This is a genomic window from Trujillonella humicola, from assembly GCF_046233715.1.
Lineage (GTDB): Bacteria > Actinomycetota > Actinomycetes > Mycobacteriales > Geodermatophilaceae > Trujillonella > Trujillonella humicola.
Genome location: NZ_JBJNRJ010000018.1, coordinates 37,785 through 53,101, shown reverse-complemented (window position 1 = coordinate 53,101; position 15,317 = coordinate 37,785). Strand labels below are relative to the sequence as shown.

At 74.8% G+C, this 15,317-nt stretch carries 14 protein-coding genes; 5 read left to right on the top strand and 9 right to left on the bottom strand.

Annotated features, from left to right (window positions below; all coding sequences use genetic code 11):
- Positions 1-2 precede the first annotated feature (2 nt).
- The 4 genes from alaS to ACK586_RS11665 all read right to left on the bottom strand — a co-directional run bounded on the left by alaS (position 3) and on the right by ACK586_RS11665 (position 4,927).
- Positions 3-2,705: an alanine--tRNA ligase gene (alaS, locus tag ACK586_RS11680; RefSeq protein WP_409330649.1), complete on the bottom strand. Its 2,703-nt coding sequence runs from the start codon at positions 2,703-2,705 to the stop codon at positions 3-5.
- Positions 2,706-2,759: 54 nt separating this feature from the next.
- Positions 2,760-3,047, bottom strand: coding sequence for a hypothetical protein (locus ACK586_RS11675; RefSeq protein ID WP_409330648.1), 288 nt, complete (start codon positions 3,045-3,047; stop codon positions 2,760-2,762).
- The gene (locus ACK586_RS11670; RefSeq protein ID WP_409330647.1) at positions 3,047-3,472 is read right to left on the bottom strand and encodes a DUF948 domain-containing protein; all 426 of its coding nucleotides are present in this window, start codon (positions 3,470-3,472) and stop codon (positions 3,047-3,049) included. The genes ACK586_RS11675 and ACK586_RS11670 overlap by 1 nt, the downstream gene beginning before the upstream one ends.
- 114 nt (positions 3,473-3,586) lie before the next feature.
- Positions 3,587-4,927 (bottom strand): replication-associated recombination protein A, encoded by a 1,341-nt coding sequence (locus ACK586_RS11665; protein ID WP_409330646.1) that lies wholly within the window; start codon positions 4,925-4,927, stop codon positions 3,587-3,589.
- A gap of 57 nt (positions 4,928-4,984) precedes the next feature.
- On the opposite strand from ACK586_RS11665, the gene ACK586_RS11660 reads away from it, so the two are divergent.
- Together ACK586_RS11660 and ACK586_RS11655 are read left to right on the top strand one after the other, a co-directional pair.
- Positions 4,985-5,857: an aldo/keto reductase gene (locus tag ACK586_RS11660; RefSeq protein WP_409330645.1), complete on the top strand. Its 873-nt coding sequence runs from the start codon at positions 4,985-4,987 to the stop codon at positions 5,855-5,857.
- Positions 5,858-6,029: 172 nt separating this feature from the next.
- Complete coding sequence (locus ACK586_RS11655) at positions 6,030-6,887, top strand: hypothetical protein (RefSeq protein WP_409330644.1); 858 nt, start codon at positions 6,030-6,032, stop codon at positions 6,885-6,887.
- Between the two features lie 84 nt (positions 6,888-6,971).
- Here ACK586_RS11655 and ACK586_RS11650 read toward each other — a convergent pair whose 3' ends face one another.
- From ACK586_RS11650 to ACK586_RS11630, 5 genes are all read right to left on the bottom strand, one after another.
- A complete protein-coding gene (locus tag ACK586_RS11650) occupies positions 6,972-8,063 on the bottom strand; it encodes a pyridoxal-phosphate-dependent aminotransferase family protein (RefSeq protein WP_409330643.1) in 1,092 nt (363 codons plus the stop codon).
- Between the two features lie 116 nt (positions 8,064-8,179).
- Complete coding sequence (gene aspS, locus ACK586_RS11645; protein ID WP_409330642.1) at positions 8,180-9,967, bottom strand: aspartate--tRNA ligase; 1,788 nt, start codon at positions 9,965-9,967, stop codon at positions 8,180-8,182.
- Positions 9,968-9,998: 31 nt separating this feature from the next.
- The gene (locus ACK586_RS11640; protein ID WP_409330641.1) at positions 9,999-10,985 is read right to left on the bottom strand and encodes an aldo/keto reductase; all 987 of its coding nucleotides are present in this window, start codon (positions 10,983-10,985) and stop codon (positions 9,999-10,001) included.
- A complete protein-coding gene (hisS, locus tag ACK586_RS11635; protein ID WP_409330640.1) occupies positions 10,982-12,244 on the bottom strand; it encodes a histidine--tRNA ligase in 1,263 nt (420 codons plus the stop codon). The genes ACK586_RS11640 and hisS overlap by 4 nt, the downstream gene beginning before the upstream one ends.
- A 17-nt stretch (positions 12,245-12,261) precedes the next feature.
- Positions 12,262-12,960 carry an MBL fold metallo-hydrolase gene (locus ACK586_RS11630; RefSeq protein WP_409330639.1) on the bottom strand — a complete coding sequence of 233 codons (699 nt, stop codon included), beginning with the start codon at positions 12,958-12,960 and terminating at the stop codon, positions 12,262-12,264.
- 177 nt (positions 12,961-13,137) lie between these two features.
- On the opposite strand from ACK586_RS11630, the gene ACK586_RS11625 reads away from it, so the two are divergent.
- Genes ACK586_RS11625 through ACK586_RS11615 form a run of 3 tightly spaced genes read left to right on the top strand, consistent with a single transcriptional unit; the run spans position 13,138 to position 15,259 of the window.
- Entirely contained in the window at positions 13,138-13,983 is an 846-nt protein-coding gene (locus ACK586_RS11625; protein WP_409330638.1) for a peptidylprolyl isomerase, read from the top strand.
- A complete protein-coding gene (locus ACK586_RS11620) occupies positions 13,980-14,687 on the top strand; it encodes a peptidylprolyl isomerase (RefSeq protein ID WP_409330637.1) in 708 nt (235 codons plus the stop codon). The genes ACK586_RS11625 and ACK586_RS11620 overlap by 4 nt, the downstream gene beginning before the upstream one ends.
- Positions 14,684-15,259 (top strand): thioredoxin-like domain-containing protein, encoded by a 576-nt coding sequence (locus tag ACK586_RS11615; protein ID WP_409330636.1) that lies wholly within the window; start codon positions 14,684-14,686, stop codon positions 15,257-15,259. The genes ACK586_RS11620 and ACK586_RS11615 overlap by 4 nt, the downstream gene beginning before the upstream one ends.
- The last annotated feature ends 58 nt before the right edge of the window (positions 15,260-15,317 follow it).

Genomic DNA, 15,317 nt, shown 5'->3' with positions numbered 1-15,317 from the left:
GCTCACCTTCCGGATGCGCGGTCGCGGACCGCCTGGTCGCCGGCCGCGAGGGCCGCGGGGATGCCGTCGGGGTCGGTACCGCCCCCCTGGGCGACGTCGGCCTTGCCACCGCCGCGGCCACCGACCGGCCCGGCGGCCACCTTGATGAGGTCCCCGGCGGAGAGACCCCGGTCCTGCGCGGCCGGCGTGACGGCCGCCACCAGGGCCACCTTGCCCCCGGAGTCCGAGGCGAGCAAGACCACGGCGGGGCGGTCGCCGAGACGGCCGCGCACGTCGAGCGCGAGGGTGCGCAGGTCGCCGCCGTTCAAGCCCTGCGGCGAGCCGGTGACCAGGGCGATCCCGTCGACGTCGGCCGCGGCGGCGGCCAGCGCGCCGGCGGCGGCCAGCGTCTGCTGCGACCGCAGGGCCGCGAGCTCCCGGTCGGTCTCGCGCTGCCGGGCCAGGATGCCGCTCACGCGGTCGACCAGGCCGTCGGCCGGGGTCTTGAGCAGCTCACCGAGCTGGCGGACGAGGTCGCGCTCGCGGGCCAGGTAGCGGAAGCCCTCCAGACCGACGGCGGCCTCGACGCGGCGGGAGCCGGAGCCGACCGAGGACTCGCCGGTCAGGGCCAGCGTGCCGACCTGCGCGCTGCCACGCACGTGGGTGCCACCGCACAGCTCCCGGGACCACGGTCCACCGATCTCCACGACGCGGACCTGCTCGCCGTAGGTCTCGCCGAACAGCGCCAGGGCGCCGATCGCCCGCGCCTCGGGCAGCGTCATGTAGCTGGCGGTCACCGCGTGGTCGGCACGCACGGCGGCGTTGGCGACGTCCTCGATGTCGGTCCGCTGCTGGGTGCCGAGCGCTCCCTGCCAGGCGAAGTCCAGCCGCAGGTACCCGGGGCGGTTGTACGAGCCGGACTGCAGCGCCTGCGGGCCGAGCACCTGGCGCAGCGCGGCGTGCACCACGTGGGTGCCCGAGTGCGCCTGGCAGGCCGACAGCCGCCACTCGCGGTCGACCTGCGCGGTCAGCTCGACGCCGGTGCGCAACTCGCCCTCGAGGACCCGCACCTGGTGGGCGACCAGGCCCTTGACCGGCCGCTGCACGTCGAGCACCTCGGCGCGGCCACCGTCCCAGGTCAGGACGCCGGCGTCGGCGACCTGGCCGCCGGACTCGGCGTAGAACGGCGTCCGGTCCAGCACGACGCGGGTGACCTCGCCGGGGCCCGCGACCGTGGCCGCACCGTCGGAGCCGGTCAGGTCGTCGGCCAGGTCCGTGATCAGGCCGAGGACCCGGGAGTCGGTGCGCAGCGCCTCGTAGGCCTGCCAGTCGGTCGGCCCGTGCTCGGCCAGCAGCCGGCGGTAGGCCAGCACGTCGACCGAGCCGGTGCGCTTGGCCCGGGCGTCGGCGCGGGCGCGGTCGCGCTGCTGCTGCATGAGCCCGCGGAACCCGGCCTCGTCGACGGCGACACCCTGCTCGGCGGCCATCTCCAGGGTCACGTCGATGGGGAAGCCGTAGGTGTCGTGCAGCGAGAACGCCTGCTCGCCGGTCAGCGACGGCGTCCCCTTGGCCTTGGCCTCGCGCACCGCGGTGTCGAACAGGGCGGTGCCGGAGCTCAGGGTGCGGCGGAACGCCTCCTCCTCGGCGTAGGCGACCGCGGAGATGCGGGCGAAGTCGGTGACCAGCTCCGGGTAGCCCGCGCCCATCGCGTCCCGGGACACCGGCAGCAGCACCGGCAGGGTCGCCTCGTCGACGCCCAGCCGCTTCATCGCGCTGATCGACCGGCGCAGCAGGCGGCGCAGGATGTACCCGCGGCCCTCGTTGCCGGGGGTGACGCCGTCGCCGATGAGCATGAGGCCGCTGCGCACGTGGTCGGCGACCACGCGCAGCTGCACGTCGGTGTGGTGGTCCTTGCCGTAGGTGACCCCGGCCAGGTCCGCGGCCCGGCGCAGCACCGGGGCGACCTCGTCGATCTCGTACATGTTGTCCACGCCCTGCAGCAGGAAGGCGACCCGCTCCAGGCCCATGCCGGTGTCGATGTTCTTCCTGGGCAGCTCGCCGACGACGCGGAAGTCCTCCTTGCTGCGCACGTCGGCCAGCTCGTACTGCATGAAGACGAGGTTCCAGATCTCGAGGAACCGGTCGCCGCCGGTGTCCACCAGCGGTCCGCCGTCGGGCCCGAACTCGGGGCCGCGGTCGAAGTAGATCTCCGAGCAGGGCCCGCCCGGGCCGTCGGCCCCGGTGTGCCAGTAGTTGTCCTTCTTGCCCAGCCGCTGGATCCGCTCGACCGGCAGGCCGGCGATGCGGTGCCAGGCCTGCGCGGCCTCGTCGTCGTCCAGGTAGACGGTGACCCAGATGCGGTCGGGGTCGAAGCCCAGCCCGCCGTCCTCCAGGCGCCCGGTGACGAGGTCCCAGGCGTGCTGGATCGCCCCCTCCTTGAAGTAGTCACCGAAGGAGAAGTTGCCGTTCATCTGGAAGAACGTGCCGTGCCGGGTGGTCTTGCCCACCTCCTCGATGTCGAGGGTGCGGACGCACTTCTGCACGCTGGTCGCGCGCGGGAACGGCGCCGGCTCGCGGCCGGTGAGGTAGGGGATGAACGGCACCATGCCGGCGACGGTGAACAGCAGCGACGGGTCCGGCGAGACCAGCGACGCGCTGGGGACGACGGTGTGGCCGCGGGCGGCGAAGTGCTCGAGGAAGCGGCGGCGGATCTCGGCGGTCTGCATGTCCTACTCGGGGTTCTCAGGGGTGGGGCGCCGGTCCGGCGGCGCCGGCGGAGGTCAGCGGGCGGGCGGCGGAGCGCTGTGCCGGCCGGGCAGCTCGACGGCCGTGCGCTCGGGCAGCGGCGCGTCCAGGCCGGTCCCCGACCGCAGCTCGTCCTCGCGTGCGGAGGCGGCGGCCCGCACGTCGGCACCGAACTCGCCGATCGCGTCGGCGAGGTCCCGCAGGCCCTCCACCAGCGCACCGGCCACGCTCTGCGGCGTCAGCTTCTCCGCGGCCGCCGACAGCTTGCGGACGACGAGGGCGCCGATGGTGATGCCCATCGCGAGCCAGAACAGCCGGCGCATCAGGCGGCCCGCCGGGCGGCCCGGCGCGCGCGGCGCGCCTCCTTGTCCCGCAGGGCGGCCTCGGCGATGGCCTGGCCCTCGCGGCGCTTGCGTGCGGCGCTGCGGACGCCGTAGCTGAACGCGGCCACCTTGATCAGCGGGCTGCCGAGGGTGGCGGCCACGACGCTGGTCAGCGCGGCGACGTTGCTCGACACGTTGGCGGCGTTGCCCGTGATGTCGTCGACCCGCTCGAGGTTGCTGTTGACGTGGGTGACCGTGGTGGTCGCCTGCGCCAGGATCGGCTGGCTCTGCTCGCGGACCTGCCGGATGGTCAGCGTCGTCTCGTCCAGCGTGCGGCCCAGCTTGAGCAGCGGGACGGCCAGCAGCACGACCAGCAGCACCAGCGCCAGGGCTGCGATGAGTCCGGCCCACTCTCCTGCGGACACGCGCGGTCTCCTGTTCGTCGTCGGCTTGCGGCCGGGCACCGTTCCCCCGGCGGGATCACAGTAGTCGGCGGGCCCCCGGACCCGTGCCGCGCGCGGGAGAGGTGGGGCCGGTGGTCAGCGGCCGCGCCGCAGGATCGCCCGCAGCTTCGGCAGCCGCGCCGCGACGGGCCCCTCGGCGCCGCGCTGGGTCGGCCGGTAGTAGTCGCGCCCGACCAGGGCGTCGGGCGGGTACTGCTGGGTGACGATCCCGTCGGGCGCGTCGTGCGGGTACCGGTAGGTACCGCCGTGCCCGAGCTTCTTCGCCCCCGCGTAGTGCGCGTCGCGCAGGCCCGGCGGCACCGGCCCGGCCAGGCCGGCCCGCACGTCGGCGACCGACTCCCCCATGGCCACCGTGACCGCGTTGGACTTGGGGGCGGTGGCCAGGTGGACGACGGCGTGGGCGAGCGGGAAGTGCCCCTCGGGCATGCCGATGAGCTGCACCGCCTGCGCCGCGGCGACCGCGGTCTGCAGCGCCGTCGGGTCGGCCATCCCGATGTCCTCGCTGGCGCTGATGACCAGCCGCCGGGCGATGAAGCGGGGGTCCTCCCCCGCCTCGACCATCCGGGCCAGGTAGTGCAGCGCCGCGTCGACGTCGCTGCCGCGGATGGACTTGATCAGCGCGCTGGCGACGTCGTAGTGCTGGTCGCCCTGCCGGTCGTAGCGGACCGCCGCCTGGGCCACCGCCGTCTCCAGCGTGGCCAGGTCGATCTCCTCCGCGCCCGCCGCGAGCGCCGCGCCGGCGCCGGACTCCAGCGCGGTGAGCGCCTTGCGCCCGTCGCCGCCGGCGATGCGCACCAGGTGCTCCTCGGCCTCCGGGCTCAGCGTCACGGCGCCGTCGAGCCCGCGCTCGCTGCTCAGCGCGCGGTCCAGGAGGGCGCGGACGTCGTCGTCGGCCAGCGGCTGCAGCGCCAGCACCAGGCTGCGCGACAGCAGCGGGCTGACCACGGAGAAGAACGGGTTCTCGGTGGTGGCCGCGATGAGGCTGACGATGCGGTCCTCCACCGCCGAGAGCAGCGAGTCCTGCTGGGTCTTGGAGAAGCGGTGCACCTCGTCGATGAACAGGACGGTCCGCCGGCCCGCGTAGGTGAGCTCGCGCTTGGCCGCGGTGATGACCGCACGGACCTCCTTGACCCCGGAGTCGAGCGCCGAGAGCTGGACGAACTGCCGCTTGGTGGCCAGCGAGATGACGTGCGCCAGGGTGGTCTTGCCCGTGCCGGGCGGGCCGTAGAGGACCAGCGACATCGGCTCGTCGGCCTCGACCAGCCGGCGCAGCGGCGACCGGGGGCCGAGCAGGTGCTGCTGGCCGACGACCTCCTCCAGCGACCGCGGCCGCATCCGCACGGCCAGCGGTGCCCCCGGGTCGACGGCGGCGGGTTCGCCCGCGGCCCCGGCCGGCTCGTCGAACAGCGAACTCACGGTTGCGACGCTACCCGCGGGGCACGACAGCCTCACCGTCTACGAGAGGCTCCCCCCGTGCAGCAGCGCAGCATCGGCAACGACACCGTCGGCCGCGTCCCGGTCAGCGCCATCGGCCTGGGCGCCATGCCGCTGTCGACCAAGTCCGGCCGGCCCTCCCCGGAGGAGGCAGAGGCTGTCGTGCACGCGGCCCTGGACGCCGGGGTCACGCTCATCGACACCGCCGACGCGTACGCCCGCGACGAGGCGGAGTTCGGCCACAACGAGGAACTGGTCGCGCGGGCGCTGCGCTCCTACGGCGGCAGCACCGACGGCGTCCTCGTGGCCACCAAGGGCGGGCACACCCGGCAGGGCAGCGACTGGGGCCTCGACGGCACGCCCGGGTACCTCCGGCGCGCGTGCGAGGGGTCGCTGCGCCGGCTCGGCGTCGACGCGATCGACCTGTACCAGTTCCACCGCCCCGACCCCGAGACGCCGTGGGAGGAGTCGATGGCCGGGCTGCGGTCGCTGCACGACGCCGGCCTCGTGCGCATGGTCGGTGTCTCCAACGCCGACATCGCGCAGATCGACGTCGCCCGGTCGGTGCTCGGCGACGCGCTGGTCGCCGTGCAGAACCAGTTCTCCCCCGGCTGGCGCTTCTCCGCCGACGAACTGGCCCACTGCGCCGGCCACGGCCTGGCGTTCCTGCCGTGGAGCCCCTTCGGCGGGGTCACGGCCGCCGGCTCGCTGGACGCCACGGCGCCGTCGTTCGCCGAGGTGGCGGAGGAGCTGGACGTCTCGGTCTACCGGGTGACCCTGGCCTGGCACCTGGCGCAGGCCGACGTCGTCCTGCCGATCCCCGGCGCGTCCAGGCCCGCGTCGATCACCGACTCCGCCGCCGCGGCCGACCTGCGGCTGACCCCCGAGCAGCTGACCCGCCTCGCCGGCTGAGCACGCCCCCCTCCCCCCCTTTTCCGCGGTGATCATCGGCAGGTGGTCGCTCCCCCCGGCGTGGCGGTCGACCACTCGCCGATGATCACGCGTCGTCCACACCCCGGACGCGGTTCCACAGCCCTCCCGCGACGGCTCCCGGGCACCGCGCGGCGGAGCAGCGTGCGCGGGCATGACCCTGCCCCCGACCTTCTCGGCCGCCTCCGCACGAGCGGCCGGCCTGACCCGCGCCCAGCTGCGCGGCTCGTCCTACGTCCGGATGGCCCACGACCTCGTCGTCCGCCTGGACGACGCCATCGACCTGCGCGAACGGCTGCGCGTGCTCGCCACCGTCCTGCCCCCGGACGCCGCGTACAGCCACCGGACCGCCGCGGCCCTGCTGGGCGCCTGGGTGGACGCACCCGCCCGGCACCACGTCGCGCTCACGCCGCGGCGGGTGCTCCCGCAACGGGCCGAGTTCGTCGTCCACGGGCGGGCGCTGTCCCCGGCCGACGTCGTCGAGCTCGACCGGCTGCGGGTGACCTCCGGGCCGCAGACGTTCCTCGACCTCGCCGCCGTCCTCCCCGCCGACGAGCTGGTGGCGGTCGGCGACGCGCTCCTGCGGCGCCGGCGGATGACCCCGGAGGAGCTGTCCGCCCGGCTGGCGCGGGGCCGGCGGGTGCGGGGCGTGGTCCGGGCACGGGCCTGCGCGCCCCTGCTGTCACCGAAGTCGATGTCGCGGCCCGAGAGCCTCATGCGGTACTGGCTGACGACCAGCGACCTGCCGGATCCGGAGCCGCAGGTGCCGGTCCTCGACCGCCGGGGGAACGAGGTCGCGCACGGGGACCTCGGCTATCCGCGCTGGCGGGTGCTGCTGGAGTACGAGGGCGCGCACCACGCCGACGCCGCCACCTTCGGCACCGACATCGAGCGCTACTCGCTGATGGGGGCCGACGGCTGGCTGGTCCTCCGCTTCGCCAAGCGCCACCTGCACCGGACGACGGTGCTGGAGAGGACCCGCCGGGCCCTGATGAGCCGCGGCTGGCGCTGACGACGCCGACCCGCCGCGGTGATCATCGTCGGGTGGCTGGACGCCGCGCCGGGCAGGACAGCCACCCGACGATGATCAACGAGGTCAGCGGCCGAGGACCTCGCGGAGCGCGGCCAGCACGAGCGCCACCTTCTCCGGCCGGGCGTTGGCCCCCATCAGGCCGATCCGCCACACGGTCGCGGCGTGGGCCCCGACACCGCCGCCGATCTCCAGGTCGTAGCGCTCCAGCAGCTCGCCCCGGACCTTCGCGGAGTCGACGCCCTCGGGCACCCGCACCGTGGTCAGCTCCGGCAGCCGGTGTCCCTCGGCGGCGAACAGCTCCAGCCCCAGCTCCGCCAGCCCCTCGTGCAGCAGCCGGCCGGCCTCGGCGTGCCGGGCGTGGACGGCGTCCAGGCCCTCCTCGAGGATCCGGCCCAGCGCCGCGTGCAGGGAGACGACCATGCCGGTGGGCGCGGTGTGGTGGTAGGTCCGCCCGCCGCTGCCGGCCGCCTCGCCGGCGTACCCGCCGAGCATGCCGAGGTCGAGGTACCAGCTCTGCGGCTTCTCGACCCGCCGCTCCCAGGCGCGGTCGCCGATCGTGAACGGCGCGAGCCCCGGCGCCACGCCGAGGCACTTCTGCGAGCCGGAGTAGGCCAGGTCGACGCCCCACTCGTCCAGCCGCACCGGGATGCCGCCCAGGGAGGTCACGCAGTCGGCGAGCAGCAGGGCGTCGCCCTTGCCGGCGGCCAGCGGCGCGAGGTCGGATCGGACGCCGGTGGACGTCTCGGCGTGGACGGCGGCGATCAGCTTCGGCCCCGGGTGAGCGGCCAGCACCCGCTCGGCGTCGACCGGCTGCCCCCACTCGTGGTCGACCTGCACGACCTCGGCGCCGCAGCGCGAGGCGACGTCGACCATGCGCTCGCCGAACAGCCCGTTCACGGCCACGACGACGACGTCCCCGGGGCCGACGGTGTTGACGAACGCCGCCTCCATGCCCGCCGAGCCCGTGGCCGACAGCGGCAGGGTGCGCCGGTTCGCCGTCCCGAACAGCTGCCGCAGCCGGTCGGAGGTCTCGTCCAGGACGCCGAGGAAGACCGGGTCGAGGTGCCCCAGCAGCGGCTGCCCGAGGGCGACCGTCGCCTCCGGGTAGGGGTTGGACGGGCCGGGACCGAGCAGGGTGCGGGCGCGCAGCGGCATGGACTGCACGCTAGCGGTCACCCGGCCTCGACGAGATCTGCACAGTCGACGGCATCAGCGGCTGATGCCGTCGACTGTGCAGATCTCGTCGACGCGGGCGGGCGACGTCGCAGCGGTCACGGGCGGATGGTCACGTGCGTCGACGTCGGCCCCGGCGCGCCCGGCTCGGCGGGCAGCGGCGGCTCGTCGGCCTCCGCGTCGATGCCGGCCTCCGTGCGCTGCGCCTCGGTGATCGGTGTCGGCGCCCCGGTCAGCGGGTCGAAGCCCGCACCTGTCTTGGGGAAGGCGATGACCTCGCGGATGGAGTCGACGCCCGCGAGCAGCGCGGTCAGCCGGTCCCAGCCCAGCGCGGCGCCGGCGTGCGGCGGCGGGCCGTAGGCGAAGGCCTCGAGGAAGAAGCCGAAGCGCTCCCGGGCCTCCTCGCGCGACATGCCGAGGGTCTCGAACACCCGCTCCTGCAGGCCGGCGTCGTGGATGCGCACCGACCCGCTCATCACCTCGTTGCCGTTGATCACCATGTCGTAGGCGTCGGACAGCGCGGCACCCTTGTCCTCGGCGAAGCGGTCGCGCCACTCGGGCGTGGGCGAGGTGAACGGGTGGTGCATGAAGGTCCAGTCGCCGTCCTCGGTCTCCTCGAACATCGGGAAGTCGACGATGAAGAGGAACGACCAGGTGCCGGGCTCGATCAGCTCCAGCCGCCTGGCGATCTCGTTGCGCGCGGCGCCGAGCAGCTCCTGGGAGGTGCGGCGGGCACCGGCGGCGAAGAACACGCAGTCCCCGGGCTCCGCGCCGACGGCCTCGACCAGGCCCGCCCGCTCGGCGTCGGAGATGTTCTTGGCGACCGGACCGCCGAGCGTGCCGTCCTCGGCGATCGTCACGTACGCCAGGCCGCGGGAGCCGCGGGAGCGCGCCCAGTCCTGCCAGGCATCGAACGCCCGCCGCGGCTGCGAGCCGCCGCCGGGCATGACCACCGCACCCACGTACGGCGCCTGGAACACCCGGAACGGCGTCCCGGCGAAGAACTCGGTGAGCTCGGTCAGCTCGACGCCGAAGCGCAGGTCGGGCTTGTCGGAGCCGAACCGGTCCATCGCCTCGCGGTAGGTCATCCGGGGGATCTCCGGCACCTCGTAGGAGGCCAGCTCCCGCCACAGCGCGCGGACGACGTCCTCGGCGATGGCCAGGACGTCGTCGCGCTCGACGAAGCTCATCTCGAAGTCCAGCTGGGTGAACTCCGGCTGCCGGTCGGCGCGGAAGTCCTCGTCCCGGAAGCAGCGGGCGATCTGGTAGTAGCGCTCCAGCCCGCCGATCATCAGCAGCTGCTTGAACAGCTGCGGCGACTGGGGCAGGGCGTACCACTTGCCCGGCTGCAGGCGGACCGGGACGACGAAGTCGCGGGCGCCCTCGGGCGTCGAGCGGGTCAGCGTCGGCGTCTCCACCTCGGTGAACCCGTGACCGGCCATGGCGGTCCGCGCGATCCGGTTGATCTCGCTGCGCAGCCGCATGATCCGGGCCGGGTCCTGGCGCCGCAGGTCCAGGTAGCGGAACCGGTAGCGGACGTCGTCGGAGGCGGCCGTGTCGGTCTCGATCGGGAAGGGCAGCGGGGCGGCCGACGACAGCACCCGCAGCTCACCGGCGACGACCTCGATCTCGCCGGTGGGCAGCTCGGGGTTCTCGTTGCCCGCCGGCCGCCGGCGGACCTCCCCGGTGACCAGCACGCAGTACTCGTTGCGGAGGGCGTGCGCCTCCTCCTCGCGGACGACGACCTGCACGTAGCCGGAGGCGTCGCGCAGGTCGAGGAAGACCACGCCGCCGTGGTCGCGGCGGCGGGCGACCCAGCCGGCGAGGGTGACCTGCGAGCCGGCGTCGGAGGCGCGCAGGGTGCCGGCGTCATGGGTGCGGAGCACGGGGGATCTCTCTCTGTGGGGGGAGGTCGGGTTACCAGCGGTTGTGCACGTGCGCGCGGATGCGCTCGTCGTACACCCGCTCGAGGTCGGCGAGCTGACCCTCGGTGAGGCGCGGCATACCGGCGGCGGCGACGTTGCCGCGCACCTGCTCCACGTTCCGGGCGCCGGGGATGACCGTCGTGACGCCGGGCTGGTCGATGACCCAGCGCAGCGCGAAGGCCGCCGTCGGGGCGTCCCCGGCGATCTCGGCGACCTCGCGGGCCGCGGCGACCCCGACGTCGAACGGGACGCCGGAGAAGGTCTCACCGACGTCGAAGGCCTCGCCGTTGCGGTTGAACGTGCGGTGGTCGTCGGCCGGGAACGTCGTCGACTCGTCGTACCTCCCGGTGAGCAGCCCGCTGGCCAGCGGCACCCGGGCCAGGATCCCGACCTCGGCGGCCTGCGCCGCGGGCAGCAGCTCCTCCAGCGGCTTGCGGCGGAACACGTTGAGGATGACCTGGACGGTGGCCACGCCGGGGTGCTGCAGCGCGGTGAGCCCCTCGGCGACGGTCTCCACCGAGACGCCGTAGGCGGCGATGGAGCCGTCGGCGACGAACCCGTCGAGCGTGTCGTAGACGCGCTCGTCGGAGTAGACGGCGGCCGGCGGGCAGTGCAGCTGGACCAGGTCGAGGGTCTGCACGCCCAGGTTGCGGCGCGAGCGGTCGACCCAGGCCCGCAGGTTCTCCGGCGTGTACTGCTCGGCGGTGAACGGGTCCGCGCGCCGGCCGGCCTTGGTCGCGACGAAGGGGCGCTCGGACCGCAGCACGAGCGCCCGGCGGATCCGCTCCTCGGACCGGCCGTCGCCGTAGACGTCGGCGGTGTCGAGCAGGGTCACCCCGGCGTCGAGCGCCGCCTCGAGCACCGCCTCGGCCGCCTCGTCGTCGACGTCGCCCCAGTCGCCGCCCAGCTGCCACGTGCCCAGGCCGACGACGCCGACCTCGGCCCCGGTCCGGCCCAGCGGCCGCTGCTCCATGCTCATGCCCCCACCGTTGCACGCACGGTCTCGAACAGCTCCCCGACCGGGACGGCGGTCTGCTCGCCGGTGCGCAGGTCCTTGAGCTGCCCCACGCCGTCGGCGAGGTCCCGCTCACCGATGACGACGGCGTGCGTGGCCCCGGAGCGGTCGGCGGCCTTCATCGCGCCCTTCAGGCCGCGGTCGCCGTACACGGTGTCGGCCGCGATCCCGGCTGCCCGCAGCTGCCCGACCAACCGGACCGCCAGCCGCTTGGCCTCGGCCCCCAGCGGGACGACGAAGGCCTGCACGCCGGCCGCGGCGCCGATGTCGAGCCCCTCGGCCTGCACCGCGAGCAGCGTCCGGTCCACCCCGACGGCGTAGCCGATGCCGGAGACGTCCGGGCCGCCGAGCGCCGCCGACAGCCCGTCGTAGCCGCCGCCGCCACCGATCGCCGACTGCGCGCCGAGGCCTGCGTGCACGAACTCGAACGTCGTCTTCGTGTAGTAGTCCAGGCCGCGGACCAGCCGCGGCGCCTCGGTCCAGGTCACGCCGAGGTCGGTCAGGTGCTGGCGGACGGCGTCGTAGTGCGCCCTCGTGGAGTCCGACAGGTGGTCGACCATGAGCGGGGCGTCGTCGAGCTGTGCCTGCACCTCGGGCCGCTTGTCGTCGAGCACCCGCAGCGGGTTGATCGCCGCCCGGCGGCGGGTGTCCTCGTCGAGGTCGAGCTTCTCCAGGTGCGCGACGAGCAGCTCGCGGTACTGCGGCCGGCAGGTCGCATCGCCCAGCGAGGTCAGCAGCAGCTCGAAGTCGGTGAGCCCGAGATCGCGGAACCCCTGCACGCCCAGGGCCACCACCTCGGCGTCCAGCGCGGGGTCGTCGACCCCGAGGGCCTCCATGTCGACCTGGGTGAAGTGCCGGAACCGGCCCGCCTGCGGCCGCTCGTAGCGGAACGCCGAGCCGACGGTCCACAGCTTCACCGGCAGCGCGCCCTGCACGAGCCGGTGCTCGATGAACGCCCGCATGAGGCCCGCGGTCAGCTCGGGGCGCAGGGTGAGCGAGCGGCCGCCGCGGTCGTCGAAGGTGTACATCTCCTTCGTCACGACGTCGGTGGACTCCCCCACGCCGCGGGAGAACACGGCGGTCTCCTCGAACACCGGCGTCTCGACGTAGCCGTAGCCGGCCCGCCGCAGCGGCGCGGTGAGCAGGTCGCGGACGGCCAGGAAGCGCGCGGAGTCCGGCGGCAGCGTGTCGAAGGTGCCCTTCGGCGCGCTCAGCCCGCTCACAGCGCCCCCCGTTCGACTCACAATCCACGCCCCTTCGGCGCCGGACCGGCGGCGGAGGCCGCGGCCTCGGCGAGGTAGGGGTTCGTGGCGCGCTCCCGGCCGATGGTCGTGGCCGGGCCGTGGCCGGGGAGCACGACCGTGGCGTCGTCGAGCGGGAGGACGACGTCGCGCAGCGAGCCGAGCATGGACTCCCAGGACCCCCCGGGCAGGTCGACGCGGCCGACCGACCCGGCGAACAGGACGTCACCGGCCAGCAGCCCCGGCGACTCCCCGAGGTCCAGGGAGAACACCACCGAGCCCTGCGTGTGCCCCGGCGCGTGCCGGACGGTCAGCGTGACTCCGGCCAGCTCCAGCACCGCACCGTCGTCGAGCGTCCGGACCTCCGACGGGTCGGGGAGGCGCGCGCCGCGGATCAGCGGCGCGAGCGCCGGCCCGTGCCACGCGACCGGGTCGCTGAGCATGCCGGTGTCGGCGGGGTGGATGTAGGCGGGGATGTCGTAGCCCTCGCACACCGGCACCACGGAGAAGGTGTGGTCCAGGTGGCCGTGGGTGAGGACGACGGCGACGGGCTTGAGTCCGTCCTCGGCGAGCAGCTGGGACAGGGGGCCGACGGCGTCCATGCCGGGGTCGACGACGACGCACTCCTGGCCCCGCCCGGTGGCGACGGCGTAGCAGTTGGTGCCGAAGGCGCCGGCCGGGAACGAGCGGATGAGCACCCGTGCAGGTTACGCGGGCGTGATCACCGCGCGTGCTGCTGCCCGACCCGCCCCGTGCGTGCCCGGGGATCCCCAGCCCGGCCGCCTAGACTCGCGAGCCGACCGGCGGGGGCCCGCCCGGGCGCGGTCGCCCGGGCCGGCCCCGCAGCACCCGCACGCCCCGAGGAGCGTCCCCCCGTGCCGAGCAACAAGCAGCGACGCCAGGCTGCCCAGCGCCACCTGCAGCGCCAGCTGGAGCGCCGCGCCGAGCTGGCCCGCAGGCGCCGCCGCAACCTGCTCGTCACCGTGACCGTCGCCGCGGTCGTCCTCGTCGCGGGCGCGGTGCTGCTCGTGGCCGTGCTCGGCGGGGACGACGACGACCCCACCGTCGCCGACGGGACGACCTCCGCCACGGACCCGGCCACGGCCCCCGAGTCGCCGGCCCCGCCGGTGGTGAACCCCGACGGCACGGTGACCTGCGACTTCGCCCCCGACGGCTCCGGCACCGACGTCGGCCTGCCGCCCGACGAGGAGGCCACTCCCGCGGAGGGCACCAGCACCCTGGCCGTGTCCACGTCGGCCGGCGCCATGACCTTCACCCTGGACCGGGCGCAGGCCCCGTGCGCGGCGTCCAGCTTCACCCACCTCGCCTCGGTCGGCTTCTTCGACGGCAGCCCCTGCCACCGCATGGTCAACCAGCCGGCGTTCGGTGTGCTGCAGTGCGGCGACCCGACCGGCACCGGTACCGGCGGGCCCGGCTACCGCTTCTTCGAGGAGGTGCCCCAGGGCACCACCTACCCGCGCGGCACCATCGCGATGGCCAACAGCGGCCAGCCCGGCTCGACCGGCAGCCAGTTCTTCCTCTGCTTCGTCGACACCGAGCTCCCGCCGAGCTACACCCCGGTGGGGACGGTCGACGAGGCCGGCCTCGCGGTGCTCGACCAGGTCGCCGCGGCAGGCAACGACGGCTCCTTCGAGCCCTCGCCCGGCGGCGGAGCCCCCAACACCCCGGTGACCATCGAGTCCGTGACGGTCGTGCAGTGACGCGGCCGCGCGCCGCGCTCGCCCTGACGGCCCTCGCGGCGGTGCTCCTCACCGGCTGCGCCGCCGAGGTGCCCGGCACCGCATCGCCCGGGGAGAGCGAGGGCGGGCCGGGCGGCCCCGGGATCGGTGGGGCGACCGTCGCCTGCGACTGGGTCCCCGACGGCAGCGGCGTCGACGTCGGCACCCCACCGGCCGAGGTCGCCGCCGAGGGCACCACGACGGTCGCCATGACGCTCGGCCAGGGGGAGCTGACCATCACGCTGGACTCCGCCGGCGCCCCGTGCGCGGCGGCCAGCATGGGCTACCTCGCCGACACCGGCTTCTTCGACGGCAGCCCCTGCCACCGGCTGGTCGACCAGCCGGCGTTCGGCGTCCTGCAGTGCGGCGACCCGACCGGCACCGGTACCGGCGGGCCGGGTTACCGGTTCGCCGAGGAGGTCACCGCCGACACGCAGTACCCGGCCGGCTCGGTGGCCATGGCCAACAGCGGCCGGCCCGGCTCGACGGGCAGCCAGTTCTTCATCTGCTACGTCGACACCCGGCTCCCGCCGGCCTACACCGTCGTCGGCACGCTGGACGACGCCGGCCTCGCCGTCGTGCAGGAGATCGCCGCGGCCGGCCACGACGGCGCGTTCGAGCCCAGTCCCGGCGGCGGCGCGCCCGAGGAGGACCTCGTCATCGAGTCGGCCGAGGTCCTCGCGTGAGCTCCCGGGCCGCGCGGCTGGCCGGAGCGACGCTGCTCGCCGCCGGCGCGGCGGCCGGGTGCACCTCGACCGTCACCGGCACCGCCTCGCCGGCGGGCGGCGGGGGCGGCCCGTCGTCCGTGCAGGAGTACGACTACGCAGTGGGCCAGGAGCACGTGACCTCGGGCGTCGACTACGCGGAGTCCCCGCCGGTCGGCGGGCCGCACGACCCCTCCTGGGCGGACTGCACGGGCACGGTGTACGACGTCGACATCCGGCACGAGAACGCGGTGCACTCCCTGGAGCACGGTGCCGTGTGGGTCACCTACGACCCGGACCTGCTGTCCGACGGCGACGTCGCGACCCTGGCCGCCCTCGTCGACGGCGTCCCGTACCGGATGATGTCGCCCTACACGGGGCTGGGCCGGCCCGTGAGCATCCAGTCCTGGAACCACCAGCTCGCGACCGACTCCGTGGACGACCCGCGGCTGGAGGCCTTCGCCCAGGAGTTCACGCAGAACCCCGGGACGACCCCCGAACCGGGAGCCACCTGCGAGAACCCGGCGTTCCTGGCCGACCCAGAGACGGCCTGAACGGCGTCCTCCCGCACCGCGGAGGGTCCTGCGCCACCGCTGTGCTGAGGCAGGACGC